This window comes from Streptomyces sp. NPDC001709 (assembly GCF_053596375.1).
In genome coordinates this window covers 237,112-259,416 of record NZ_JBSFGB010000001.1, presented here as the reverse complement: position 1 = coordinate 259,416, position 22,305 = coordinate 237,112, and the positions used below count along the sequence as shown (strand labels likewise).

Sequence of the window (22,305 nt, the reverse complement as noted above, 5' to 3'; positions counted from 1 at the left end):
GTCCGGCCCCTTCCCGCAGTTTCTGACGGTCCGTTAGATTTTAAGGCGCGTCGGATGCGCGGACACAAGCCCCGGGGAGGCACCGGATGGCACTGCCGGAGGAGTTCCACGAGATCGCCAAACGCGTGAACAACTGGGGGCGTTGGGGCATCGACGACGAGATCGGCACGCTGAACCTGATCGGCGACGAGGTCGTCCGGGAGGCCGCCGCCTGCGTCCGCACCGGGCGGCGTGTGCCCCTCGCCCTCCCCCTCCACCAGGACGGGGTGCAGACGGGCATGATCCCCGGGCGGGTCAACCCGCTGCACGCGATGGTGCAGATCAACCAGGAGCTGTTCGGGCCGGGCACGGTGGCGTGCAGCGACGACGCGGTGACCATGGGGCTGCAGGCGGGCACCCACTGGGACGCGCTCACCCATGTCTCGCACTCCGGGAAGCTCTACAACGGCCGCCCCGCCCACACGGTGACCGCGCACGGCGGCGCCGAGTTCGGCGGGATCGACAAGGCGCGGCACATCGTCTCGCGCGGGGTGCTGCTGGACGTGGCCCGCGCGCGTGGTGTGGACCGGCTGGCGGGGGGCCACGCGGTCACGCCGGAGGACCTGGAGGCGGCCGAGGAGTTCGGCGGCGTCCGGGTCCGCGCCGGGGACATCGTGCTGGTGCGGACCGGGCAGGTGCAGGTGTATCTGGCCGGGGACAAGCACGGGTACGGCTATCCGTCGCCGGGGCTGTCCATCCGCACGCCGGAGTGGTTCCACGCGCGCGATGTGGCGGCGGTCGCCAACGACACGCTCACTTTTGAGATATTTCCGCCCGAGTCGGAGAATCTCTGGTTGCCCGTGCACGCCCTGGACCTGGTGGAGATGGGGATGCTCCAGGGGCAGAACTGGAATCTCGAAAAGTTGTCCACAGCCTGTGGAGAAGAGGGGCGGTACACGTTCCTGCTGTCGGCGATGCCGGAGCCGTTCGTCGGTGCGACGGGGACGCCGGTGGCACCCGTGGCCGTCCTCTGAGGGCCCCGCACGGACCGTTGGACCGGCCGGCGGCGCGTCTCCCCCACCGTCGCGCGCACGCGCCGCCCACCGGGTGCGACCCACACTCGGCGAGGGCCGCCGTCACCCCGGCCCTCGCCGTCCCCTCGCGGCGAATCGTCGCCCACAAGCGTGTTCAGGCAGTGACGGGTCGTCAACGCCGATACGGGTATTTGTTACGTACGCCCTGTTCGCGGCACCCGCGCACGGATGCACCCCCGGCGCACCACCGCGCCGGGTCCTACACCGCCTCGAAGGCGAGACCCTCGTACGCGGGCAGACCGCCCCCGTACGCCATATCCGCTCTCTCCCCCGGCTTCGAACAGCGGTCCAGTTCGCACCAGATGCTCTTGCCGGCACCTTCCGGGCTCCAGCCCCAGCGATCGGCCAGGCAGTCCACGAGGGCCAGGCCGCGGCCCCCGGTGGCGTCACCGCCGGCGCAACGCGGCACGGGGGCGCGGGAGCTGTTGTCGGCCACCTCGACGCGCACCGTGACCGCCGCGGGCACCGGCACCCGCTCGGGCTCCTCGGTCGCCGCCTCGGGCTCCGCGCCCGGCAGGGACAGCCGCAGCACGGCCGTGTGACCGGTGTGCACCACGGCGTTGGTGACCAGCTCGGAGACGAGCAGGATCAGGGTCTCGGCCAGCGGCTCGTCGGCCGCTATCCCGAGCCCGGGGAGCCGCGAGCGGGCCCACCTCCTCGCCCGTCCCACCTCCGTGGGATCGGGCCGGATCTCCAGCTGCACTTGAAGCACCTGCACCGCTCACACCATCCGAACCGGCGGACACATGACCCCGCGCCAGACGGCCGACGCGACTGGCGAAGCCGCGTCGACGATCACGAGGGCCACGATCGTAGCCATTTTCTGCATGGCCAGGACAACGGCCAGAGCAAGGGTCACCGAACGTGATTCCCTTACGCGACAGCATGGTTGACGTACAGTCACCCCAACAAGCGCTTCGGGCATATTCCAGCGCGAAGGAGTACGCCTAAGGCATACTGTGCGACGCTCGTGCCGGGGAGTCGAACAGGCGACGACCGGAGCCGCTACCGCCCCGCGAGCAGCGACGCGCACCGCGCGACCCGGCATCACCTCAGGGACACCGTCGGCCCGGCTCGTGCTCGCAGCCACTCGCATCCCACACAAGGTACCGGAGGGGACACCCGACTCCGGGCCGTGACGAGTCGCCCGAAGGACACAACCCGGTATCGACGCTCCGTGATACCGGTATGCCACGATCCGCGACATCGTGGGCCAAGGCTTTGTCGTTGGTGCAGTCCAGGGCGGAGTCGACGCGTCAGGCCACGAGTCGCGCGGCGAGGAGTTCCTCACTCTCCGTACTCCCGCCGCCACGCTGGGCCCTGACCCAGGCTCGCTTCAGGTGCAGGTGCACGTCCGCCTCCCAGGTGAACCCCATGCCGCCGTGCACCTGGAGGCAGTCACGGGCGCCGCGTACGGCGGCCTCGTCGGCGAGCAGGCGGGCGGCGGCGATGTCGGCCGGGTCTCCGGTGACGGCAGCGGCGTAGACGGCGACCCGGGCGGTCTCGGCGCGCACCAGGAGGTCGGCGCACAGGTGCTTGACGGCTTGGAAGGCGCCGATGGGCTGCCCGAACTGCTCGCGTGTCCGGGCGTGTTGCACGGCCAGCTCCTGTACCCGCACGGCGGTGCCGAGCTGCTCCGCGGCGGTGAGGAGGCGGGCCACGGGGTCGGGAGTGCGGGTGCCGACGGGATCTGCTGCGCCGGTGTGGGTGCCGTCGGGATCCTGGGCGCCGGTGCCGCTGCAGGCCGGGGGGTGGGCCGCTTGCCCACGCTGACGGGGTCCCGCTTCCTGGGGGACGGCCACCGCCCCAGCGGTACGACTGCCGGCGGCTGCGGCGGACGCCGACTGCCGGGTGGGCGCAGCCTCAGCGGCACGACTGCCCGCAGCTGCGGCGGACGCCGACTGCTGGATGGGCGCCGACCCAACGGCACAACTGCCCGCCGCTGCGGCGGAGTCGCTTCCTGCAGTTGGGGCGGCGGCGCAGGCCGTGGGGATTCGGTGCAGCGGTGTGAGGGGGTCCAGCGAGCGCAGTGGTACGGCCTTCGCCGCCTCGCCTCGCACCACGTCCGCCGCGGCCAGCCACTCCACCAGTTTCCCGTCGACGGCGGCCACCACCGTCTCCCCCGTGGCCGCGCCCGGCACGCTCCCGGCTGCGAGATGCGTGGCGACCAGAGGACCCGGCAGCAGCGCCCGCCCCGCTTCCTCGAAGACCAGGACCGCCTCCGGAAGCCCCAGTCCGACGCCGCCGTGCGCCTCGGGCAGGCGCAGGGCGAAGAACCCGGCGTCGCCGAGCGCCCGCCACAGCTCCCGGTCGAGTCGCCCCGGCGCGTCGACGGCCGCCCGCAACGCGTCCCGCCCGAACCGCCGGTCCAGCAGCTCCCGCACACCGGCCTTCAACGCCAGCTGGTCTTCGGTGAGTTGAAAACGCACGCTCATCTTCCCTTCGGCAGCCCCAGAATCCGCTCGGCAACGATGTTCCGCTGGATCTGCGACGTGCCCGCGGCGATGGTGTACGACAGGGAGGACAGGCGGTCCAGGACCCAGGGGCGGTCCAGGTCGAGGCCGGTCGGGCCGAGTACGTCGGCTGCGGTGTCGTACAGCTCCTGACGGGCGTGTGAGTAGCGGAGTTTGAACACCGAGCCGCCGACGCCGGGCACCCCGCCGCTCGCCTCCGCCTCGCTCACGTTCCACTGGGTCAACCGCCACAGCGCCCGGAACTCCGCCTCCAGACGGCCCAGCCGGCGACGCAGTGCGGGGTCGTCCCAGCGGCCGTTCGCCCGTGCCGCACCCGCCAGTTCACGCAGCACCCGGCGGCAGGCCACCACCTCGCCGACGAAGGCCGTGCCGCGTTCGAAGGACAGGGTCACCATCGTCACGCGCCAGCCGTCGTTCTCCGCCCCGACCCGGTTCGCGGCCGGTACCCGGACCTCGTCCAGGAACACCTCGGCGAACTCCGCCGACCCGGCGAGCGTACGCAGTGGCCGTACCGTGATGCCGGCGGCGTCCATGGGCAGGGCCAGCCAGGTGATGCCCCGGTGCTTGGGTGCCTGCGGGTCCGTGCGGACCAGCAGTTCGCACCAGTCGGCGACCTCGGCGTGCGAGGTCCAGATCTTGGACCCGGTGACCACGTAGTCGTCTCCGTCGCGCCACGCGCGCGTGCGCAGCGCGGCGAGGTCGGAGCCCGCGTCCGGCTCGCTGAATCCCTGGCACCACACCTCCTCGCCGCGCAGGATCGGCGGCAGCCAGCGCGCCCGCTGCGCGGGAGTGCCCTCGGCGGCGATCGTCGGGCCGGCGTGCAGCAGCCCGACGAAACCCGCCCCCACATAGGGTGCGCCCGCCTTCTCCGTCTCCTCCAGGAAGATCAGCCGGGTGGTCGGCGAGGCGTCCCAGTGGACGTCGGCGTACCCGGCGTCGTACAGCATCCGCTGCCAGCCCAGGTCGTAGGCCCTGCGCGCGGGCCAGTCGTCGGGGGACGGCTTCGGCGGCAGCGTGGGCAGCACCTTGGCGAGCCACTCCCGCAGCCGGGCCCGGAACTGCTCTTCCTCGGGCGTGCAGGAGAGGTCCACTAGCGGTCCAGGTCCAGGTCGAGGCCGAGCATGCGGATGGCGTTGCCTCGCATCAGCTTGTAGACGGTCTCCTCGTCCAGGCCCTTCACATGGTCGAGGGCGACCTCCTTGGTGTGCGGGAAGGTCGAGTCGACGTGCGGGTAGTCGGTCTCGAAGGTGGCGTTGTCCCGCCCCACCACGTCCAGCGAGGCGACCCCGTGCTTGTCGCGGAAGAAGCAGCAGAAGATCTGCCGGTAGTAGTACGTCGACGGCGGCTCCGGGATCAGGTCCCGGACCCCGCCCCAGGCGCGGTGCTCCTCCCACACGTCGTCGGCGCGTTCCAGGGCGTACGGCACCCAGCCCATCTGCCCTTCGGAGTAGGCCAGTTTGAGCTGCGGGAACTTCACCAGGACCCCGCTGAAGAGGTAGTCCATCATGGAGGCCATCGCGTTGTTGAAGCTCAGCGAGGCCTGGACGGCGGGCGGGGCGTCCGGGGAGGCGGCCGGCATCTGGGAGCTGGAGCCGATGTGCATGTTGACGACGGTCCCGGTCTCCTGGCAGACGGCGAAGAAGGGGTCCCAGTAGCCGGAGTGGATGGAGGGGAGCCCGAGGTGGGTGGGGATCTCGGAGAACGTCACCGCCCGGACGCCGCGCTCCGCGTTCCGCCGGATCTCCGCGACCGCGAGTTGGACGTCCCACAGCGGGATCAGGCACAGCGGGATCAGCCGCCCCCCGCTGTCCCCGCACCACTCCTCCACCATCCAGTCGTTGTAGGCGCGCACACAGGCGAGGGCGACCTCCTTGTCGTGCGCCTCGGCGAAGGTCTGCCCGCAGAAGCGGGGGAAGGTCGGGAAGCAGAGGCTGGCCTCGACGTGGTTGAGGTCCATGTCCTTCAGGCGCTCGACGGGGTCCCAGCACCCCGGGCGCATCTGCTCCCTCGTGATCCCCTCCAGGGTCATCTCGTCCCGGTCGAAGCCGACGGCGGCGATGTTGCGCTTGTACGGGAACTTCAGGTCCTCGTAGATCCACCAGTCCGTCGGCTGACCGGCCGGGTCCATGGTGATCTGGTACTTGCCGCCGACGTAGGCCAGTTCCCCGATCCCGGCGGTCAGCGGTTTGGGCCCCCGGTCCCGGTACCTGGCCGGCAGCCAGGTCTCGAAGAGGTGGGCGGGCTCGATCACATGGTCGTCGACGCTGATGATGCGGGGCAGTTCGCTGGCCATGATTCCCCTCCGCCGGACAGCAGTCATCTGATGCTCCGTCAGATAGCATGACACCTGACGGTTCGTCAGCCAAGCCAGTCAGGGGGCATACGTGAACGAGACCCCGCACTCCCCGAGGCCGGACACCCCCCACGCCCTGAGTTCCGCGCGCACCCTGTGGGACCTGGTCGCCCGCCGAGCGGCCCTCACCCCCGAGCGCCCGGTCCTGCTCCAGGAGGACCGCACGCTCACCTTCGGCGAACTGCGCGCGCGTGCCGAGCGGGTGGCGGCCGGCCTGTACGACATGGGCGTGCGCCCCGGCACGGTGGTCGCCTGGCAGCTGCCCACCCGTATCGAGACCGCCCTGCTGTCCTTCGCGCTGGCCCGCCTGGGCGCCGTACAGTCCCCGGTGATCCCCTTCTACCGGGACCGGGAGGTCGGCTTCGCGCTGCGCGAGTCCAAGGCGGAGTTCTTCGCGGTCCCGGGCGTCTGGCGCGGCCACGACCACCTGGAGATGGCCCGCCGCCTGGGCGCGAAGGGCATCTTCGAGGCGTACGACACCCTCCCCGACGGCGACCCGTCCGTCCTCCCCACTCCCCCCACCGAGGGCACCTCGGTCCGCTGGATCTACTGGACCTCGGGCACGACCTCCGACCCCAAGGGCGTGCTGCACACCGACCGTTCCCTGATCGCGGGCGGCTCCTGCCTGGCGCATGCGCTGAGGCTGACGGCCGGCGACGTGGGCTCGATCGCCTTCCCGTACGCCCACATAGGCGGCCCGGACTACCTGGTGATGCTCCTGCTCTACGGCTTCCCGGCGCTGATGTTCGAGCACTTCGCGCTGCCGGACGCGCTGGCGGAGTACCGGCGGCACGGGGTGACGGTGGCCGGCGGCTCCACGGCGTTCTACTCGATGTTCCTGGCCGAGCAGCGCAAACGGCCGGGCGAGAAGGTGATCCCCTCCCTGCGGCTGCTCGCGGGCGGCGGCGCGCCCAAACCGCCCGAGGTCTACCACTCGGTGGTCCGCGAGATGGGCGTCCAGCTCACCCATGGCTACGGCATGACCGAGGTCCCGATGATCACCATGGGCGACCCGGAGGACACCCCCGACCACCTGGCGACGACCGAGGGCCGCCCCCCGGCCGGAATGGAGATCCGGATCGTCGACGGCGAGGTACGCCTCCGCGGCGAGGCCGTCTGCCAGGGCTACCTGGACCCCGCCCAGACCGCCGCCGCCTTCGACCCCGACGGCTTCCTCCGCACCGGCGACCTGGGCCATGTGACGACCTCCGGCCACCTGGTCCTCACCGGCCGCCTGAAGGACGTCATCATCCGCAAGGGCGAGAACATCTCGGCCAAGGAGATCGAGGACCTGCTCGCCGCACACCCGGCGGTAGCGGACGCGGCGGTGATCGGCCTGCCGGACGCGGAGCGCGGGGAACTGGTGTGCGCGGTCGTCGAACCGTCTCCGGAGGCCGCGGAGTTGACCCTCCCGGCGATCCTCTCGTACCTGCGCTCCTCGGGCCTCTCCGTGCACAAGCTGCCGGAACGACTGGAGGTGGTGGAGGCGCTGCCCCGGAACGACACGCTGCGGAAGGTACTGAAGTACAAGCTGCGGGAGCGGTTCTCGGGACCGGTCCCGCAGGCTGCTCGGCGGCCTTCTGATCCGTAGGACCGGGCCCCGCCGGAGGTTTCCGGTCCTCCAACGGGGCGGGCCGTCCCGCCCACTGCGTTGCGCATCGTGTGCTTGCAGTGGACGGTGTCAGGATGCGGCCGCCAAGACGCGGCGAGGTGGCCGCGGCCCTGCCGTCACTCCTTCGACGGGATGATGAATCCCCTTACTGGCTGCGGCTGCGGGTCACGGGACTCCGGCTGCTGCGCGCGTCGCCACGCCGCCACCAGGTCCACGTACCGCGGGTCGATCCACTCAGCCATGCTCACACCTCCGCCGTCAGGCTACGGGAGGCTGCGGAGTCGGCATGGGCCTGATGGTGCACTCCGGTGCGTGCTGGCACTTCGCCGCGACCGAGACGAGGGTTTCGTCCGACGGCGGCCCCCACAGCTCCGGGTCCGCGGTCCAGCCGAGCTCGGCGATCTTCTCGCGGGTGCGGTCCAGGATCCGCGGGTCGTAATTCGTCGGGTCCCAGCCGGGATAGTGGTGGACGAACGGGCTCCTTCGAGCCGCTCGCACAGGTCGGCGTACATGGCGGTGTGCAGGACCAGCGCGTGCCAGCCTTCGTCCACGATCCGCGACGGCGCCAGGCCGACGCCCGGGTTCGCCGAGCAGGCGGCCACGAACTTCAGAGCCTCCTCGACGATCCGGCCAGTCATGTCCTCCGACATGTCGGGGTTGGCATCCATCACCGTCTTGCGGCAGGAGGTGAACCGCTCGTCGGTGATGAGCATCCGGGCGAGGGCCGGCGGCTTGGGATCGGGTCCAGGCGGCGGCATGGGGCCGGGGCCCGGCAGGGGTACGCTCACGGGCGTCTCCTTCGCTGGTTGCGGATGGGATGGCAGCCCGGGCCGGTGGTCTTCATGGGATTCGCCGGTCCGGGCTCGGTGAGTAGCTCGTCTTCCTGGGGTGATTGCCGCCGGGACGGGGTGGCCCGGCGTCAGGCGGCCTCCAGCGCAATGCCTTGCTCCCGGTTCGCCGTTGGGGAGCCCGCTGGAGTCCAGCCCGTGCCCGGCGCGTCGGCGCGCCGGGAGCGGGAGCATCAGCGACGCGTCGGTGCTGTCTGTTGGGGAGCGCGGCGGCAGAGTCGCGCGTGCACGACGACGGAGCCGCCGGCGGCAGTCGCGCCATGGTTCTGGATTTCCTCGGTCGGCTCGCCGGGGCGGAACGGCTTGGTGCAGCGTGAGCAGTTCATCGGCGCAGTTCCAGGGCCAGGGCGTGCAAAGCACGGCGGGTCTCGCAGAGGTCGGCGTCGTCGGTGCACTGCTCGCACCGACCGGGATGGTCATTGCGCGTGGCCAGGACGGCGCGCCGCGTGCAGGGCCGGCAGGCGCGTGGGAACCAGTGGCCCCCGTCGGTTTCGCGCTCGCCGAGGTCGATGGCCGTCGCGGTGGACAACCGCTCGCCGCCCCACACGCACTCGGCGCCGCGCGCCCTGGCGTCCGGTAGGACTTCCAGCGGCGGCAACAGGATGAGCGGCAGGAGATCGATCGGGATGCCGACCAGGGCTCTGGTCTCGGCGGTCGTCATGCGCCGGCCTCCGCTTCGGGCAGGTGGCCGCCGGGCCCGAATGCGGCGGCGATGAGCGCAGGGTCGTTGAGGTGGCCCGATCCGTCGGGGCGCCACAGCCAGAACCGGCCGTCCACCTGCCGACCCGTAGGCGGGCAAGGCAGCAGCCAGCCCGCAGGGTGCACGGCCAGATGGCGGACGTCGGCGAGTTCCTCGGCAGCGCCCAGTGCCACCAGCCAGAACATCTTGTTGGCGTCGGGGTCGGCGAGGACGGGGCCGTGCGGCGAGGAGTTACGGATCCTGGAGGCCGCTGGCCACCCCTGTGTGAGTCTGGACTCGGCGACGGCCCAGTGTTCGCCGGAGGCGATGGGGGCGAGGGTCTGCTGATCCCATGCCGCGCGGACGACGGCCGGGTGTTCGCTGCATTCAGCGAGCCACGTATCCCCGGCCTCGTACAGTGCGGCGGAGCGCATCGGGTGAGCCATGCCCCGACCGTATGCAGGGCGATTGCGGGCCTGCTCGCTGAATGCGCGTGATTGCGCGGCTTGTTGAAGGCGTTGCGGCGGATTGCCTACGAGAGGTCCAGCGAGGCCCGTGCACGGCCTACCAGACGCCGCGCCGGGGCACCGTACTCGGCGGACTCGCTGAGCCACTGCCAGGCCCGTTCGTACAGTTCAACGTCCTCGTCACCGGTCAGCCACAGTTCCTCGCTGATCGTCTCAACGATGACAAGGCGTCGGTCGTAGATCCAGAACGCATGCGGGGCGGTGCGACGCAGCTGCGCGCCGAACGGGATGATCCCGAGTTCGACGCGCTTCTGCCCGATGAGGTTATAGAGGCGGTCCAGTTGCTCGGCCATCACGTCGACGGGGCACGGGCGGTGATAGAGCGCGGCCTCACAGAGGACGAATCGGAACGTCTTCTCCGGGTCGTACAGGGCCTCTTGCCTGCGCATCCGCTTCTCAACGGCCGCGTCGGTCGTCGCGGGGATCCCCCGGAATTCGGCGAGCGAGTCGAAAACGGCGCGTGCGTACTCCGGCGTCTGGAACAGGCCCGGTATCCGGGAGACCTCGAGGCCGCGGATCTGCTTCGTGTTCTCGGTCAGGCGTACGGCGATCTCCTGCCGGCCGCGGAATCCGCCGGCGAGCTGCTTGCGCCATGACCGGTTGCGCTGCTTCATGTCCAGCCCGGCAAGCAGGCCGTGCAGTTCAGCCTCGGCTTCCGGCCGGTTGAGGGCGTGCACCCACGCGCTCAGGTCGTCGCGGGTCGGGGTCTGCTTGCCGTTCTGCATGCGGCTGACCTTCGAGGTCTGCCAGTCGAGGCGCGCGGCCAGTTCTTTGCCTTCCAGCCCGGCCTCGGTGCGTAGCTCGCGCAGCCGGGCGCCGAGGGCTTCGCGAGCCGTCTGGAAGTCGGTGGTCACGCAGTCGAAGCTACCTGCCGCGCGAACTCCTGCGTAGGCACAGCATGGTGCCAGGCAGCGTCCCTGGCCTGGCAGGCGGCGAGTACCTCGGCAGGGTCCTCGGTGACGTACACGCCGAGGGTGGTGTCGTTCTCGTCGAATGCGAACCGGGCCACGATCTTGGAGTCGAACAGCCAGAAGTCGTAGTCCGGCAGCCGTAGATGCTCGGCCTGCGCGCGGGTGAGGTTACGGATGTCCTCACCCGCGGCCACGTTGCCCGGCGCGCTGGCGAGAAGGAACCGCTGCCCGTCGGTGGGCGGGTCATCGACCAGGCGGACGCGCTCGAACCGCTTCCCTGCGGCCGTCTGCTCGGCGACGTTCCCCAGCCACGAGCTCGCCTCGGTGGCAATGCCCTCGCCGGCCTGCCAGCGCGCCCACTTCGGGCTGCGCCGGTCGGAGGCATACCCGCGGCGGGTCTCCAGCCGCCACGCGGTGTGCCGGAACCCGCGGAATAGATGGGAGATCGCCGAGAACGGCTGCAGCTGCGGCGCATCGGCGCGCGTAGCGTACCGGGTGAGCAGACTGCGGGGGACGCGGACGAACGTCTCGGACGGCTTCACGTCCCGCAGCTGCACCAGGTGCTCGGGGTCGGTCTCGCGGTCGCCCTGGACGAGGATCTCGTCCGTTCCCACGATCTCGTACAGGGTGGGGCAGTCGCCTTCGTCGCTGGTCGTGCCGATGAACCTGAGCGCCATCTCGCGCTCCGCGTCCGGGTGGTTGGGCTCCCAGAATGCGCGGGACGGCTCAAGCGCGCCCGAGGATTGCGGCAGATTGCGCGCTCCGGCCCCGTAGTCGCGGTTGCGCGCAATCCCACCAGCGAGGCGACAGAAGGCCCTCAGATAGCCCGTGAGCTGGTCTGATTCAGGAAGCTGATGCCTCTTCCTCTGTCGGTGGCAACGGGTCGGCGACGAACCATCCTCGCTGGGGGACGGTGAACACCCAGCCTTCTTCGGCCAGTAGGGCAAGCCCCCGCCGGACGGTCGTACGCGCGATCCCGTACCGCTGCACGAGCTGAGCCTCGCTCGGCAGCATCCGGCCCGGCTGCCAGTCACCGCGCCGGATCTGCGCGCGAAGGATCTCCGCCAGTTGCCGGTACGGAGTCAGTGGCGCGCCGTGATCGATCTCAGCGTCAGGATTCATGCAGTCGACGCTAGGCAACGAGATTGATCTGCGCTCCTTGGGATACGTATCGCGTCGTAGCGATACAAGTAGATACCATTGACGTAATGAAGCGCCTCGACGGGAAGGGTGAGAGCTTCCACGCCGAGGCTGAGCCGACTGAACTGGAGTCGACCTGATGCGCAGCCTACTGACCGTGATCCTGCGTCTCTTCCTGCCTTCCAAGGGCGCCCACCGCGCCGCCCCACCGCCCGCTCCCCCCGGCCCGCTGGTTCCGCCGCCCAGGCCCAACAGGCCGCCCGTGCCCGTTCTCCTCGCGGACGGCCAGCCCCTCGTCCGGCCGTACGTCACCCTCTGGGAGCGCGAACGCGATGAACTCGAGCGCCGCTTTCTTCAACGCGAACGGCGCCGGGCTGCCGTGCTGGCGACGATGGGCCAGGACTATGTCGTCCCGCTGGAGGTCTCCGTATGAGCGCGTCGCGCCTGCGCAGCCTCGGCATCGACCCGGCCACCGGCAAGGAGACCTACTCGGTCACACGCCCCGGCGGTTACCTCGAGGCACTGGCCGACGCCCACGCACTCAAGTCCGCCGCCGCGCTGCTCGCCGTCGTAGGCGCCGTACTGGATGCGGGGAACGCGTCCGACGCAGAACTTGCCGCGTTCGTGGCGCCCTTGCACGCGGCGCTCGGCGACTGTGTCGGCCTGATCGTGGAGGGCGTGGAGTAGTTGTACGGCGCGAAACGGGTGCGCCGTTCAAAGGCGGCCGTCATGCTGCACCCATGCGCCCCCGCATTCGCTACGCACTCGCCGCGCTCCCTGGTGCCGCTCTGTTCGTCGGTGCGGCTCTGCTCGGTGCCTGGGCGGACGGTCATCACCATGTCTGGCTGAGCCGCGTGTGTGTCATGGGCGCCTCGGCCGGCGCGGTGGTGGCGGTCGGCGGCGTGGTGCTGGCCGTCGTGCCCCGGTCCTGGCGGCCGTTCCTCTTTCCGAACTGGCCCCGGGGGGACCGGCTGTGGGGCCCGAGGCGCAGGAAGCTGCCGGACGACTGGCGCCGCTGAGAGGGCTACTCGGGGACGGTGAAGTACCGCGCGAACGCCGGGACGATCTCCGGCTCGCCCACCATGCCGTCGCCGTCCGTGTCCAGCGCGGTGGCCGTCGCCCGGGCGATCTCCTCCGGCACGTGGAACACCCGCAGCACGCGTGCGGTGTCCGCGACCGTGGCCCGGCCGTCCCCGTCGGTGTCCGCCACCGCGAGGGCCGCGTGCAGGAAGGGGCGGGCGATCTCGGCGAAGCGTTCGGGGTTGTCGCGCAGGCGCTTGACCGCGCCGGAGACGAACTCCTCACGGGTGATGCGCTGGTCGCCGTCGCGGTCCGCGATGCCGGCCATGCCCTGCCAGAACGCCTCCGCGCCGGCGTACAGCGCCTGCCCCTTGTCGGAGCGGGCGGTCACGTCGAACTCGGCGAGGAGCGCCTTGGCCGCCGCGCTGAAGTCCTCGCGGTCGATCCAGCCGTTGCCGTCCTGGTCGAAGGTGGCGAACCGGGCGGCGATCCTGCGCTCGTACTCGGTACTGACCATGTCTGTTCGGGCCGCCTTACGTGTACGTCTCGTGCGTCTCGCGGGTGCGTGAGGCACCTGGCAGGGAGCGTACGGCGCGGGTGGTCGGCGGATGGCGGTAATGCGGCGACTGTGCCAGGACTGGGGGAATTCTGCGACAACAGTGTGGCCGTGTCGCAAAGACCGGCCCGTCGTTCAGGCGGAGAGCGGGTCCGCCTCGTCCGTCGTCGCCGCATCGAGATCGGGGCGTACGTCGAAGAGGCGGCGCACGCCCAGCGCGCCGAGGACCCGGTTGACGTGCGAGCCGTCGTCGGCGCCCCGGTCGGGCAGGATCAGCCGGAGCCGGCCCTGACAGGAGCGGATCAGTCTGCGGGCGGCGACGAGGACGCCGACCCCGCTGGAGTCGCAGAAGAACACGTCGGAGAGGTCCACGACCAGGCTGTGGTGCCCCTCGGCGACGACGTCGTGCACACGTTGCCGCAGGACGGGCGAGGTCATCAGGTCCAGTTCCCCGGACACCCGGAGCACGGCCCACTCGCCCTGCTCGACGCCGGTCACGTTGAATGCCACGGCCATGCCCCTCCGCTCGCCGGAACTCCCGGAACCGCCCGGAAACGGAAGCAGTTCCTACGTTTGCTTCCGCGCGGCTGCCCAGCGGCCGTTCCCTGAAACGTCGCGCAGCAAACTAGACGTGATCGACAAGGGGCTTGTTTTGGTCACTATCGATCCTGTTCGATCAGAGATGCACACGCATTGTGTGAAGGTTATGTGGAGGGGGCACTATCACCTGCGGCGCTTCGGGGGGCGCACATTGACACAAAGGGGCGTGCACCGTCCGAGGTGCCGACTACATTCGGGAAGACGGCACAGAGACGCTGGACGGACCGGACACGGGTGAGGGGAGGGGACCGCATGGCCGGCAAGGACGTACCACCCCGCTGGGACCGCAGGATGCAGCAGCGGCTCGCTCGCGGTGAGGCCGCCGCCCTGGGCGAGCTGTACGACCGCTTCGCCTCACTGGTGCACGGCCTCGCCCACCGCGTCCTCGGCGACGAGAAGGCCGCCGACACCCTCACCCGCGAGGTCTTCGCCCACCTCTGGGAACACCCCGAGACCTACGACCCCAAGAAGGGCCCCCTGCGTACCTGGGTCGCCGGGGTGACCCACCGGCTCGCCGTGCAGCGGCTGCGCGACAGCGAGACCGCCGCGCTGCCACAGGGCGGCGGCTCCATGGCGGATCTGGAGCGCACGGTCCGCCGCGCCTCCGTCGCCGCCCGCGCCGACTACATCGTCCACTCCATGCCCGCCCCGCTGCGCGCCGCCCTCGACCTGGCCTACTTCCAGCGCCGCGACTACCACCAGACCGCCGTCGACCTCGGCGTCACCGAGGACGAGGCCCGCCGCCGGCTCCGCCTCGGCCTGCAACTGCTCTCCACCGCCCACGACGCCGGGACACCGCCGGGATACGGGGGTGCGGGGTGAGCGGAGCCGGACGGTTCGAGGCACACGACGAGCACGAGGGAGAGCACGAGGGAGAGTACGAGGGAGAGCACCGGGGAGAAGAGGAGCACGAGGGGCGGTCGCACGAGGCGTACGACGCGTACGAGGAGGACGGCGGGGGCGCCGGTGGTGGCTCGGGACAGGGTTCCCAGGGGACCGGCGAGCCCGAGCCGGACCGGCCGCCGCGCATACCCACGCCCCGCGCCTCCGTCGAGGACGGTGCGCTTCCGCTGCCCGATCTCACCGACCTGGGCGGCGATCTCGCGCCCGCGCCGCTCGACCTGCCGCACGACGTCCTGAAATCGCTCCTCGGCGCCTGGGCGCTGGCCGCCTGCTCCGCGGCGGAGACGGCGGCCGTCGAGGACCACCTGGGCTCGTGCGGAAGCTGCGCCGACGAGGCCCGCCGACTGCGCGAGGCGGTCGGCCTGCTGCACCAGCCGGAGAGCCTCGACCTGGACCCGGGGCTGCGCACCCGCGTCCTGGAGAGCTGCCTGGAGCGCCGGCCACCGCGCATCCCGGTCCCCGAATGGGCGGCGGCGTACGACGCCGAGACCGCGCGGCTGGACGCCCTGTTGCAGGACTTCGGGGACGCGGAGTGGCATGCGCCGGTGCGGCTGCGGTGGTACGAGGCCGACACGGCACGGAGCCGTCGTACGACCGTGGCCGGGGTGATCGCACATCTGCTGTCCGTGGACGGGCTGGTCGCGGTCGCGCTCGGCCTGGAGGATCCGCAAGCCGAGGTCGCGGGCGCCAAGGAGCGGCAGGCGAGGGGACCGGCCGAGCGCACCGAGGCGTTCTGGCGGACCTCCCACTTCCCGCCGACCCGCTCGGTGCGGGCGCCCTGGCGGGAGCAGAGCCACGGCCTGGTGCGGACGGTGTCCTTCACCGGCGGCCACGCGGGCGGACTCTCGGTGTCGTACGGCGACTTCGAACTGCCGCTGCACGACGCGATGCTGGACCGGGCCTTCGAGTGCTGGGTGCACGCCGAGGACATCGCGGACGCGGTGGACTATCCCTACCCGGCGCCCGCGCCGCGCCACCTGCACAAGATGATCGACCTCACGGTCCGCACGCTGCCCGCCGCGCTGGCCAGGCGCCGGCGGACCGGGCTGGCGTCACCGGCTCGTGGCCGCCACCTGAGCCTGGCCGGCGGGCCCGGCCGCAGCCTGCGGCTGGAGATCGAGGGCTCCGGCGGCGGCGAGTGGCTGATCCCGCTGGACTCTCCGGCGGCGGTGGGCTCCGCCGAGCACGAGGTGGCTCATGTCGCGCTGGACGACGTGGAGTTCTGCAAGCTGGCCGCCGGCCGTGTTCCTCCGGAGGAGGCGGCGGTGGGGCAGGCCGGTGACCGGGAGGCGATCAGGGATGTGCTGTTCGCGACGGCGGGCTTGAGCCGACTGTAGGGGTGGGTCGCGGTTTCGCGGGCGGCTGCCGGTGCGTCGTGGCTTGTCGGCCCCCACACACCCGCAGCCGCCGGACGACGCGCGCCCCGAGCTGCTAGGCGAACACCACCGTACGGCGCCCGTTGAGCAGAATGCGCCGCTCCGCATGCCACTTCACGGCCCGCGCCAGCGCCTGGCACTCGACGTCACGCCCGATCGCGACCAGCTGGTCCGGCGTGACGCCATGCCCGACCCGCTCGACCTCCTGCTCGATGATCGGCCCCTCGTCCAGATCGGCGGTCACATAGTGCGCGGTCGCCCCGATGAGCTTGACCCCCCTGGCATGAGCCTGGTGATACGGCTTCGCGCCCTTGAAGCTCGGCAGGAAGGAGTGGTGGATGTTGATGATCCGGCCGCTGAGCTGCTTGCACAGGTCGTCCGAGAGGACCTGCATATAGCGGGCGAGGACGACCAGTTCGACGCCCTCCTCGCGCACGATCTCCAGCAGCTTCGCCTCGGCTTCCGCCTTCGTCTCCTTCGTCACCGGAATGTGGTGGAAGGGGATGTTGTAGGAGCCGACCAGCTCCTCGAAGTCGGTGTGGTTCGAGACCACGCCCACGATCTCCACCGGCAGCGCGCCGATCCGGGCCCGGAACAGCAGGTCGTTCAGACAGTGCCCGAACTTGCTGACCAGCAGCAGGATCCGCATCTTCGCGTCGGCCCGGTTGATCTGCCAGTCCATCTGGAAGGAGTCACCGACCGCCGCGAAGCTCGCCCGCAGCTTCTCCACCGTCACCGGCGCCTCGGCCGAGAAGTGGACGCGCATGAAGAACAGGCCCGTGTCGTGGTCGCCGAACTGCTGGCTGTCCTCGATGTTGCAGCCGGTCATGAAGAGGTAGCTCGACACGGCGTGCACGATGCCCTGCTTGTCGGGGCAGAACAGGGTGAGGACGTACTGGTCGGCTGGTGCGGCGGCGGCAGCCGCGGACTGCTCGGTCATGCACTACAGGTTCTCACGTCCGGACCGCCCCCGGCGCTGTGGTCCGCTACGCGGACCTCGTCATGATGCGCAGCACTTCCAGGGTCCGCGGCGGAGTGTCGGGATCCTCGCCGTCGCTCGCCGCGAGGCGCACGTGCGCGTCCCGCGCCGCCCGCACCGCGTCCGGCCACCCCTGGTGGTCGAGGTACACGGCGACCGGTGCGTCCGGGCCGACCTGGTGCATGATCCGCAGCACCCGCAGTACGGCGGTGTCCACGAGCGCCGCCTCCTGCGAGTCACGGAAGATCGTGCCGACGTACTTCTCGGCGGACCAGTTGTCCAGCCAGGTGTCCTCCACCAGTCGGTAGACGGCGTCGGTGACGTCGCCGTACCCGTCCACGCCGGCCAGCCAGACGTCCCGCTGGAACACCGGGTCGGAGAGCATGTGCAGCGCCGAGCGCACATTGCTGCGCCAGCGCCACCACGGCATGTCGCTTAGGGGCATGCCGCCCATGGTGGAGGAGCGACGGCCACGACGGGAAGAGTTCTCCGAACCTTGCACGGTCATCGATCGTACGTTCCCCGTCACACTGGCCTCACCGCCCCCTGTAATTCACCTCGATGTCACCCTTCGTTGACTCAGGGTCACCGGCCGGTTAGTGGTGTGAGGGAATCGTGCGGGAGCATGACCGGCAGGCGACGCACCTTTCGTACTTTCCTCCACTCGCCCCTCCGCCCCGGCAGAGCCACCGCGCTGTCCGCGGGTGCCGTGGCCCTCTGTGCGTCGCTCACCGCCGGATGCGGGGTCATCCCCGGTGCCACGGGGGGCTCCGGGGATGACCCGGTCAAGGTCATGACCTGGGCCCCGCAGGACACCGACGCCACCAACAAGCCCGGCATGCCCGCGATGGCCCTCGCCTACGCCAGGTGGATCAACGCGCACGGCGGCCTGGGCGGCCGCAAGCTCCAGGTGCTGACCTGCAACGACCACAACGACAGCGTGGGCGCCGCCAAGTGCGCCCGGTACGCGGCCGACGAGAACGTGGTCGCGGTCGTCGGCTCCTACAGCCAGTTCACCGACTCCTACTCCGCCCCGCTGGAAGGCGCCGGGATCCCCTACATCGGCGGCTACGGCGTCACCAACGACGAGTTCACCGGCCAGCTGTCGTACCCGGTCAACGGCGGGCAGCCCGCGCTGCTGGCCGGTCTCGGCAAGGCCCTCGCGGCCGCCTGCGGCAACATCTCCCTGGTCCGCCCCGACACCATCGCCGGCGACGAGCTGCCCGTGTTGCTCGACTCCGGGCTGAAGGCGGGCGGGCACGCGAAGGCGGGCGACCTGCTCGCCGCGGAGGACTCCACCGAGTACGGCGACCAGGCCGACAAGGCGCTGCGGAACGCCACCGCGGGCGGGCCGAAGAAGGGCTGCGTGGTCCCCTCGCTCGGGGACCGCACCGACACCTTCATGGACTCCTTCCGGCGGGCCCGCGAGAACTTCCCCGAGGTACGGCTCGGGACCGTGCTGGGCAGCGTCGACCAGACCGTGATCAACGCCACGGGCGGGGCGTCGGGGCCGTACGAGGGGGCGTACATCACCGGCTGGTATCCGCCGGCGTCGGACGGGCGGTGGGACCCGATGAAGAAGGTGATCAACGAGGAGGCCTTCGGCGACAACCGCATCGACCCCGCGGACGCCGGAGTGCAGACCACCTGGATCGCCTACACCGTGCTGAAGGCCGCGCTGGACAAGATCGGCCCGGGCGAGGTGAGCGCCGACACCGTGCGGCGCACCCTCGACAACGGCCTGCAAGTCTCCACCGGCGGCCTCACCCCGGCCCTGCGCTGGACCTACTCGGGCAAGCTCGCCTCGGTCGGCTTCCCGCGCATGGTCAACGCCGACGTCACCCTCCAGGTGGTCCAGGACGGCAGACTGGTCGCGGCCCGCAGGGGCGTCGGCGGCCTCAACGGGACCACCGACATGACCCGGACGCTGGAGAGCGCCGACGTGCAGTGACGCCCGCCGGCGCGTCCCCGGGGTCCCTCACAGCTGGGTGGGCTGGCGCTGGGTCAGGCCGTACTTCTGCGCGATCGCGTTCCACAGCGCGGCCGCCTTCACCTTCTGCGCGCTGGCGGTGCCGCTCGCCCGGTTGCCGGCCTGGGTCTCGCCGGTGGGGCGGGCGTGGCCCTTGTGGCAGACCTTGCGGTTCTTGGCCTGGTCGGCCCAGGCCGCGTAGTGGTTGTCGGCCGCGGCGGAGGCCTGCCAGGCCCTGGTCAGCGAGGCGGTGAGGGCGCCGTTGTCCGGCAGCTTGTCGACGGACAGCTTGCCGAGCCGGGTGACCAGGTCGCCCCGCTGCTTGGCCGCGTCGCGCAGGTTCGAGGCGGCCTGGTCGAGGTTGTCGCACCCCTTGACGTCGGCCACCGCCTTGATCACCGAGGCGCGGCTGCTGCCGCTGTCGGCGAGCAGCCTGTCCAGTTCGACCGCCTGCTGCCGGGCCGGGTCGGCGGCCGGCGAGGAGCCCTGACCGGGGGCCGGGGACGCGGCCGCGACCGTCTTGCCGTCGTTGCCCTGGTCCTTGCCGCCGCCACCGCTGAGCAGCGCGCCGACGCCCACGCCGATGACGACGATGCCGACACCGATGGCGGCGATCAGCGGCACCCGCGAGCGGGTGCGGGGCCGGTCGTCGTCGTGCTCAGGGGCGTACGACGGCTGCGATCCGCCGTACGAGGGCTGCTGCGCGCCGTACGACGGCTGCTGCGCCGGGCCGGGGTAGGCGTCCGGCTGCCGCATCAGCGGCAGTTGCTGGGTGGCGCCGGCGGGGCCGTCACCGCCCGCCGGGCCACCGCGGAAGAGGTGGTCGAACCCGTCCGACGGCTGCCGGTCCGCGCCCTGCGCCGGGGGCTGTGCCGGTGCGGCGAAGGGCGGGATGTACTGGGTGGCCTCCGCGTCGGACGACGCGGGCGCCGCCTGCTGGGGCACCTGGCCGAGGTACCGGGTCTCCTCGCCGCCCGTCTCGGGCGGCAGCGCGCCGGGCGCCACCGGCGGGATGTACTGGGTCGCGCCCTCGTCGGCGGGGGCGGCCGGGACCGGCGGCATGTACTGCGTGGCACCCTCGTCGGCGGGGCCCGCCGGGACGGGCGGTATGTACTGGGTGGCGCCGTCGGCCGCCGGGGGCAGCGGGGCTCCGGCCGCCGGGTACGCGTCCGGCATGGCGAGCGGAAGCGGCGCGGCGCCGGCCGGCGGCTGCGGGTACTGCTGGGGCTGGTGCTGCGGCTGCTGGTGCTGGTGCTGCTGGTGGTACGGCTCGGGTGCCGTGCCGTACCCGGGCTGCTGACCGGCGCCGTAGCCGCCGCCCTGGTGGTCGTACGACGAGTTCTGGCCGCCGTACGACGCGGCCGCGGCGCCCTCCGGGGGCAGCGGGCCGGGGTTCGCGGCGGGCGGCTGGTGGTTCGGGGCGTCCGTGTGCCACTGCTGGGCCGCCGCCGGGGGCCAGCCCTGACCCGGCTGGGACGGCTGCTGCTCGGGCCCCCAGGAGCCGCCCCAGGCCTGCCCGCCTGCCGGGGCGGCGGGGGCGGGCGCGCCGGTCATGCCCGGCAGCAAGGGCTCGCCTCCGTCGGAGGGCAGCACGATGCCTTCGCGCGCGGGCCGCGCCGAGGGCTCCTCGCTCTGTCCACTCTGCGTCACCGGGACTCCTACTAATGGGGGACCTTGTGAATCGGGCTCACGCTACCGGGTCCCCCGAGCCGGGTGCCACGCAGCTCAGGGCGCGATCTTTTTCCCTGTGACAGCGGTAACAAAACGGTCCCGCGGTGCGCTGACATATGGCACCCTCGCGCGCCCCTCGGGCCTCCAGGTGCCGTTCGCCGCACGTTCACGCAACCGCGGGACCGGTGTTCACGCGGCCTGCTGGAGATCGAGACGCGCCCCGAACTCCCGTACCACGGCCTCCTCCCGGAAGGGTTCCAGGCGCTGCTGGAGATCCTCCAGATACTCGGCGCCCCGGTTGGACCGGAGCGTCTCCAGCAGCTCCACCGCCTTCGTGCCGGTGCCGCAGGCCTGTTCGATCTCCCGCTGCTGCACCTGGGCGGTGGCGAGCAGCACATAGCCGATGGCGCGCCGGCGGACCCGGGACTCGGGATGCCCGGCCAGCGACTGCTCGGCGTAGCGGGCCGCCTGCTCGGGCTGGCCGAGGTCGCGGTGGCAGTGCGCCAACTCGTCGGCCAGATACGCCTCGTCGAAGTGCCGAATCCACACCGGGTCGTCGCCGGAGGAGTCGTCCGCCTGCTCCATCGCCGTCACCGCGCGCCCGGTGGACGCCTGCGCCGCGCGTACGTCGCCGAGCAGGGCGTGCCCGCGTGCCTCGGCCGCGTGGAACATGGCCTCCACGCGCGGGGTCACATGCCCGCGCGCCCCCTCCTGCGCCGCCCGCGCCAACTGGGCGATCTCACGCGGGTTTCCGAGCTGGGCGGCGAGGTGGCTCATGGACGCGGCCAGGACGTAACCGCCGTACCCGCGGTCCCCGGCGGCCTGCGCGAGCCGCAGCGACTGGATGTAGTACCGCTGGGCCAGCCCCGGTTGGCCGGTGTCCACCGCCATGTACCCGGCGAGCTCGGTCAACCGGGCCACCGTGGCGAACAGTTCCCGCCCGACCGTCTCCCGGTACGAGCCCGCGAGCAGCCCGGAGACCACGCTGTTGAGGTAGTGCACGACCACCGGGCGCACGTGCCCGCTGCCGAACTGGTGGTCCAGGTCGGTCAGCGCCTGCGTCATGGACCGTACGGCCGCCACGTCGGCCTGGCCCACGCGCGGGCCCGCCTGCCGGGCCACCTGGGCGTCCGGCGCCGAGATCAGCCAGTCGCGGCTGGGCTCGACCAGCGCGGAGGCGGCGACGGAGGAGCCGGACAGGAAGTCCCGCCGGCCCACGTCGCTGCGCCACAGCTCGCAGACCTGCTCGATGGCCCCCAGTACCGTCGGCGAGAACTGGAGACCGACCCCCGAGGCGAGGTTCTTGCCGTTGGCCATGCCGATCTCGTCGATCGTGACCGTACGGCCGAGCTTGCGCCCGAGCGCCTCCGCGATGATCGCCGGTGCCCGGCCCCGCGGCTGCTGTCCGCGCAGCCAGCGCGCCACGGACGTCTTGTCGTAGCGCAGGTCGAGGCCGTGCTCGGCGCCGCACATGTTGACCCGCCGGGCCAGCCCGGCGTTCGAGCACCCCGCTTCCTGGATGAGTGCCTGCAGCCGTTCGTTCGGCTGCCTCGCCACGAGAGGCCTTGCGGCCATGTGCTACCCCCTGCGGTGCGATCCCCTGGAGCAGACGAT

Annotated in this window: 25 protein-coding genes; 8 read left to right on the top strand and 17 right to left on the bottom strand. The window is 71.5% G+C overall.

The genetic code is table 11. From position 1 onward, the window contains the following. Positions 1 to 86: 86 nt before the first annotated feature. A complete protein-coding gene (locus ACWC0C_RS01345) occupies positions 87 to 1,013 on the top strand; it encodes a cyclase family protein (RefSeq protein ID WP_450860712.1) in 927 nt (308 codons plus the stop codon). Positions 1,014 to 1,272: 259 nt separating this feature from the next. Here ACWC0C_RS01345 and ACWC0C_RS01340 read toward each other — a convergent pair whose 3' ends face one another. The 4 genes from ACWC0C_RS01340 to ACWC0C_RS01325 all read right to left on the bottom strand — a co-directional run bounded on the left by ACWC0C_RS01340 (position 1,273) and on the right by ACWC0C_RS01325 (position 5,840). After that, a complete protein-coding gene (locus tag ACWC0C_RS01340; RefSeq protein WP_450861124.1) occupies positions 1,273 to 1,776 on the bottom strand; it encodes an ATP-binding protein in 504 nt (167 codons plus the stop codon). Between the two features lie 553 nt (positions 1,777 to 2,329). Next, complete coding sequence (locus ACWC0C_RS01335) at positions 2,330 to 3,502, bottom strand: acyl-CoA dehydrogenase family protein (protein WP_450860711.1); 1,173 nt, start codon at positions 3,500 to 3,502, stop codon at positions 2,330 to 2,332. 2 nt (positions 3,503 to 3,504) lie between these two features. Then, entirely contained in the window at positions 3,505 to 4,638 is a 1,134-nt protein-coding gene (locus tag ACWC0C_RS01330) for an acyl-CoA dehydrogenase family protein (protein WP_450860710.1), read from the bottom strand. Then, on the bottom strand, positions 4,638 to 5,840 hold the full coding sequence (locus ACWC0C_RS01325) for an amidohydrolase family protein (protein ID WP_450860709.1): 1,203 nt from the start codon (positions 5,838 to 5,840) through the stop codon (positions 4,638 to 4,640). Before ACWC0C_RS01325 ends, ACWC0C_RS01330 begins: the two co-directional genes overlap by 1 nt. Before the next feature lie 91 nt (positions 5,841 to 5,931). Between ACWC0C_RS01325 and ACWC0C_RS01320 the strand changes: the two genes are divergently transcribed. Beyond that, positions 5,932 to 7,491 carry a class I adenylate-forming enzyme family protein gene (locus ACWC0C_RS01320; RefSeq protein ID WP_450860707.1) on the top strand — a complete coding sequence of 520 codons (1,560 nt, stop codon included), beginning with the start codon at positions 5,932 to 5,934 and terminating at the stop codon, positions 7,489 to 7,491. A gap of 137 nt (positions 7,492 to 7,628) precedes the next feature. Here ACWC0C_RS01320 and ACWC0C_RS01315 read toward each other — a convergent pair whose 3' ends face one another. The 7 genes from ACWC0C_RS01315 to ACWC0C_RS01285 all read right to left on the bottom strand — a co-directional run bounded on the left by ACWC0C_RS01315 (position 7,629) and on the right by ACWC0C_RS01285 (position 11,599). Next, complete coding sequence (locus ACWC0C_RS01315) at positions 7,629 to 7,754, bottom strand: hypothetical protein (protein WP_450860706.1); 126 nt, start codon at positions 7,752 to 7,754, stop codon at positions 7,629 to 7,631. Positions 7,755 to 7,770: 16 nt separating this feature from the next. After that, positions 7,771 to 8,010 carry a hypothetical protein gene (locus ACWC0C_RS01310; protein WP_450860704.1) on the bottom strand — a complete coding sequence of 80 codons (240 nt, stop codon included), beginning with the start codon at positions 8,008 to 8,010 and terminating at the stop codon, positions 7,771 to 7,773. Between the two features lie 672 nt (positions 8,011 to 8,682). Then, positions 8,683 to 9,021 carry a hypothetical protein gene (locus ACWC0C_RS01305; protein ID WP_450860702.1) on the bottom strand — a complete coding sequence of 113 codons (339 nt, stop codon included), beginning with the start codon at positions 9,019 to 9,021 and terminating at the stop codon, positions 8,683 to 8,685. Then, the gene (locus ACWC0C_RS01300; protein ID WP_450860701.1) at positions 9,018 to 9,485 is read right to left on the bottom strand and encodes a hypothetical protein; all 468 of its coding nucleotides are present in this window, start codon (positions 9,483 to 9,485) and stop codon (positions 9,018 to 9,020) included. Before ACWC0C_RS01300 ends, ACWC0C_RS01305 begins: the two co-directional genes overlap by 4 nt. An 86-nt stretch (positions 9,486 to 9,571) precedes the next feature. Beyond that, positions 9,572 to 10,420 (bottom strand): helix-turn-helix domain-containing protein, encoded by an 849-nt coding sequence (locus ACWC0C_RS01295; protein ID WP_450860699.1) that lies wholly within the window; start codon positions 10,418 to 10,420, stop codon positions 9,572 to 9,574. Then, positions 10,417 to 11,154, bottom strand: a complete 738-nt coding sequence (locus ACWC0C_RS01290) for a DUF6879 family protein (RefSeq protein WP_450860698.1) — start codon at positions 11,152 to 11,154, stop codon at positions 10,417 to 10,419. The genes ACWC0C_RS01295 and ACWC0C_RS01290 overlap by 4 nt, the downstream gene beginning before the upstream one ends. Positions 11,155 to 11,320: 166 nt before the next feature. After that, complete coding sequence (locus ACWC0C_RS01285) at positions 11,321 to 11,599, bottom strand: GntR family transcriptional regulator (protein WP_450860696.1); 279 nt, start codon at positions 11,597 to 11,599, stop codon at positions 11,321 to 11,323. A 157-nt stretch (positions 11,600 to 11,756) separates the two neighbouring features. Here ACWC0C_RS01285 and ACWC0C_RS01280 point away from each other — a divergent pair, with 157 nt between their 5' ends. From ACWC0C_RS01280 to ACWC0C_RS01270, 3 genes are read left to right on the top strand one after another with little or no spacing between them, the layout of a single operon-like run. Beyond that, positions 11,757 to 12,050, top strand: a complete 294-nt coding sequence (locus ACWC0C_RS01280) for a hypothetical protein (RefSeq protein ID WP_450860695.1) — start codon at positions 11,757 to 11,759, stop codon at positions 12,048 to 12,050. Then, positions 12,047 to 12,304: a hypothetical protein gene (locus ACWC0C_RS01275; protein WP_450860694.1), complete on the top strand. Its 258-nt coding sequence runs from the start codon at positions 12,047 to 12,049 to the stop codon at positions 12,302 to 12,304. The genes ACWC0C_RS01280 and ACWC0C_RS01275 overlap by 4 nt, the downstream gene beginning before the upstream one ends. Before the next feature lie 53 nt (positions 12,305 to 12,357). After that, on the top strand, positions 12,358 to 12,636 hold the full coding sequence (locus ACWC0C_RS01270) for a hypothetical protein (protein ID WP_450860692.1): 279 nt from the start codon (positions 12,358 to 12,360) through the stop codon (positions 12,634 to 12,636). A gap of 5 nt (positions 12,637 to 12,641) precedes the next feature. On the opposite strand, the gene ACWC0C_RS01265 is transcribed toward ACWC0C_RS01270, so the two are convergent. Beyond that, the gene (locus ACWC0C_RS01265; RefSeq protein ID WP_450860691.1) at positions 12,642 to 13,154 is read right to left on the bottom strand and encodes an EF-hand domain-containing protein; all 513 of its coding nucleotides are present in this window, start codon (positions 13,152 to 13,154) and stop codon (positions 12,642 to 12,644) included. Positions 13,155 to 13,328: 174 nt separating this feature from the next. After that, positions 13,329 to 13,709 carry an STAS domain-containing protein gene (locus tag ACWC0C_RS01260; RefSeq protein WP_449200897.1) on the bottom strand — a complete coding sequence of 127 codons (381 nt, stop codon included), beginning with the start codon at positions 13,707 to 13,709 and terminating at the stop codon, positions 13,329 to 13,331. A gap of 336 nt (positions 13,710 to 14,045) precedes the next feature. Between ACWC0C_RS01260 and ACWC0C_RS01255 the strand changes: the two genes are divergently transcribed. Together ACWC0C_RS01255 and ACWC0C_RS01250 are read left to right on the top strand one after the other, a co-directional pair. Continuing rightward, a complete protein-coding gene (locus ACWC0C_RS01255; RefSeq protein ID WP_450860690.1) occupies positions 14,046 to 14,615 on the top strand; it encodes a sigma-70 family RNA polymerase sigma factor in 570 nt (189 codons plus the stop codon). Further along, complete coding sequence (locus ACWC0C_RS01250; protein WP_450860688.1) at positions 14,612 to 16,033, top strand: maleylpyruvate isomerase N-terminal domain-containing protein; 1,422 nt, start codon at positions 14,612 to 14,614, stop codon at positions 16,031 to 16,033. The genes ACWC0C_RS01255 and ACWC0C_RS01250 overlap by 4 nt, the downstream gene beginning before the upstream one ends. A 94-nt stretch (positions 16,034 to 16,127) precedes the next feature. Here the strand turns inward: ACWC0C_RS01250 and purU are convergent, their stop codons facing one another. After that, on the bottom strand, positions 16,128 to 17,012 hold the full coding sequence (purU, locus tag ACWC0C_RS01245) for a formyltetrahydrofolate deformylase (protein ID WP_450860687.1): 885 nt from the start codon (positions 17,010 to 17,012) through the stop codon (positions 16,128 to 16,130). Between the two features lie 46 nt (positions 17,013 to 17,058). Further along, entirely contained in the window at positions 17,059 to 17,559 is a 501-nt protein-coding gene (locus ACWC0C_RS01240; protein WP_449200893.1) for an SCO4402 family protein, read from the bottom strand. A 117-nt stretch (positions 17,560 to 17,676) separates the two neighbouring features. Here ACWC0C_RS01240 and ACWC0C_RS01235 point away from each other — a divergent pair, with 117 nt between their 5' ends. Then, the gene (locus ACWC0C_RS01235; protein ID WP_450860686.1) at positions 17,677 to 19,002 is read left to right on the top strand and encodes an ABC transporter substrate-binding protein; all 1,326 of its coding nucleotides are present in this window, start codon (positions 17,677 to 17,679) and stop codon (positions 19,000 to 19,002) included. A 27-nt stretch (positions 19,003 to 19,029) separates the two neighbouring features. Here the strand turns inward: ACWC0C_RS01235 and ACWC0C_RS01230 are convergent, their stop codons facing one another. Both ACWC0C_RS01230 and ACWC0C_RS01225 read right to left on the bottom strand, forming a co-directional pair. Continuing rightward, positions 19,030 to 20,670 carry a hypothetical protein gene (locus ACWC0C_RS01230; protein WP_450860684.1) on the bottom strand — a complete coding sequence of 547 codons (1,641 nt, stop codon included), beginning with the start codon at positions 20,668 to 20,670 and terminating at the stop codon, positions 19,030 to 19,032. Positions 20,671 to 20,880: 210 nt separating this feature from the next. Further along, complete coding sequence (locus tag ACWC0C_RS01225) at positions 20,881 to 22,266, bottom strand: transcriptional regulator (RefSeq protein ID WP_449200890.1); 1,386 nt, start codon at positions 22,264 to 22,266, stop codon at positions 20,881 to 20,883. Positions 22,267 to 22,305: the final 39 nt, after the last annotated feature.